The following is a 2,582-nucleotide window of genomic DNA, read 5'->3' as shown; positions in this document are numbered from 1 at the left end:
TCTTTGATGTATTTTAAAAAATCGTGTGCCACTGCCTACGGATAAATCAGATTATATACTCAGAAAGTTTTAAGATTGTCATGCATGATGTTCGTAAAGTTAATGATGCCGTTTTCCGCAGCATTCACATACGTTGCGGTAACAACTGTTACCACAATCATTATGTTATAGTGTTGGCCTCGTCTGATTATGAAGAGTCTGCGAAATTTTTATCCGTATCAATACCGATTAAAGGTCGTTTCTGGAGTATTGATAACCATGCTCCAGCTGCTGCAATAAAACAGGTCAAAACTCCCAACAGGAAGGAAATAACACTCAGCTTTCCTGCAATAAGTAACAGCCCTGCTACTGTAGCAGTGGCTTCAGCAGCGCCCCAGACACAGGTCTGTATTGCCATTACAACAGATCGACGTCCTCGCCAGATTCTAACTGCCTGCGCCTGATACAACGGACCACAAATCATTTCTCCGGTTACTATCAGGACGACAACGATATACAGAACGGCTTGCTGCTCAGATGAGAATATTAATAATGCACATCCTGAACCGATACATAAGTTTGAAATAACAACCCGCCATAGTCGGCTTATCCTCTGTGAGAATGAAGTGATATAAACCTGTCCGATAATGATGATAATACTTGATAGAAGAAATAGAGTGCCTACCAGTTCACTGGAAAACTTTTCCACCGCATAGGTCGGCAATACATAATAAAACTGGGCATAGCCAACCATCGTCAGGAAATTAATCACCATAAAAGCGATAATTTGGTGATTACCAGTATCCTCTGATGAATTCGCTGTTTCACTTTTTGTGTCAGCCACCTCAGGATGGGTTGCAGAGGGTAGAGGACGGGTGGCTATTGCGCCCAGTGTCCCAAGTAACAAGGGAAAGGCAACAAACCAGTAACCTGTACCTGAAAGCATGAAGGACGCCAGAAATGGTGCAATACCAGCGCCAGCATTGGCTGCAACGTTTTCATATGAAAGCACACGCTCATGCTCGCCGTCATGGAAAACATGCACGATGTATGAAATTTGCGATATGACTGATACAGAGTTAGTCAGGCCAAATAACGTTGCAAGAACAATCCAGACAAAGATATCAGAAACGCCCATTGCTGCTGCAACGAGCATCAGGAATGCTGATATGGCAACACCCAACAGCGTCAGTGCGATCTCTGCTTTTCGTTCTGTTTTGTCCAGCAGGCGATGGAAAGCGAGCGCGCCTGTACGGTTCGCCACAATAGCAAACCCGACGACGATACCGGCAGCGCTACTGCTGAGTCCCACAACGCTATTAAGCCAGACAGCCATGAAGGGATAAAAAAAGCTCCAGGCCGCAGCTGAGAAAAAGCGAATAATGTATATCATTTGAATACAGGTATCCTGTCCCCATGGTCAGTTTTTACGCGTATCAGGTTGATTTCCTGCTGAACAATGTCGGTGTACCCGGTAAGCATCCCGACCCACGAATAATCCGATACCCCCACAGGCTGGATGCGGCTGCCTGGACTGGCTATCGGGGTATGAATGGATGAAATCGCCGGAACGTCCCATCCACGGATAACCGATTCTTCTGCCAGACCATACCAGTAGCTCAAGGTATTATTGATCTGCGCTGCTTGGTCATATGCGGGGACGGATTCTGCCAGACCTAATGGGAGTAATGCTGCATGCTGCAAAACAGTTGAAGGAGAATATCCATAGGCCAGAGCAACCTGTTCTACGATAGTTGCCCCACCTAAACGTCCCATATTGGCATCAATAAGATATGCTGTCGTATCTGTGGCGATAAATTCACAGTGGAAGAATCCGTTATCAAATCCTGAACGTAAGACAAGATCGTGAATAGCCGCCTGAATTTTTGCATGTACGATGGGCTCAATACCGCAGTCGTTTGGAAAATGGTTTGCCACCTCAGTAAACCGAACTCTTTCACGTCTGGACAACCCTAGGTAAATAGTTTTACCTCCCTGCACAAATCCTTCCATGCTCACTAGCGTTCCTGAACAATATTCTTGGATAATCCAGGGAAGGGTTTCACAGGATTTAGCACCGCTTGCTATTATCGCTGACTTGATCGTATGCGTCGGGTCCCGGTCTGCTTCAATATGCAGTGTGGATGTAGCAAGCGCGCCTGAACCGATCGCTGGTTTCAATATGATCGTATTGCTTTCACGTACCTTAAGCCAAGGTAGAACGAATTTATCTTCGGAAAATGAGATTTGTACCTCTTCCGGAACATGCTCAGGGACGATCTTACCGACCGCATATTTTGACGCCAGCTCAGCAAAGACGGAGGGTGGTCCTCTAAAGTTAAACTCCTCCGCGATTTTGTTGACCATCGGGAATAATTCATCAAAAAAAGTAGTAATGCTGTGGATATTCTGAGTGACATCCGGATTGGCATTCAAATAGTCAGACAGAGTATTATGGTCAGAAAAAAGAGGAATACATTGAACATCACTAATTGCTTGTAGGGCATCGCCACAAAGTGCAGATTTATCAATAGAAAGAATAAGGTCGTGACCTGCATTGCGAATAGCGTCACTAATATATTTCACCGATATCTTGTTTATTC

2 protein-coding genes are annotated in these 2,582 nt (G+C 45.1%); both read right to left on the bottom strand.

The genetic code is table 11. The annotated features are described in order from the left end of the window. Positions 1–187: 187 nt before the first annotated feature. The gene (locus tag IM284_RS22950; protein WP_047955807.1) at positions 188–1,372 is read right to left on the bottom strand and encodes an MFS transporter; all 1,185 of its coding nucleotides are present in this window, start codon (positions 1,370–1,372) and stop codon (positions 188–190) included. Beyond that, positions 1,369–2,582, bottom strand: a 1,214-nt coding sequence (locus tag IM284_RS22945) for an acetyl-CoA carboxylase biotin carboxylase subunit family protein (protein WP_193055964.1), incomplete at its 5' end; no start/stop codon positions are given. The genes IM284_RS22945 and IM284_RS22950, both read right to left, overlap by 4 nt.

The sequence above is a fragment of the Enterobacter cloacae complex sp. P12RS genome, from assembly GCF_014895875.1.
GTDB lineage: Bacteria > Pseudomonadota > Gammaproteobacteria > Enterobacterales > Enterobacteriaceae > Enterobacter > Enterobacter bugandensis.
The sequence above is the reverse complement of the archived record's forward strand: the minus strand, read 5'-3'. Positions and strand labels throughout refer to the sequence as shown.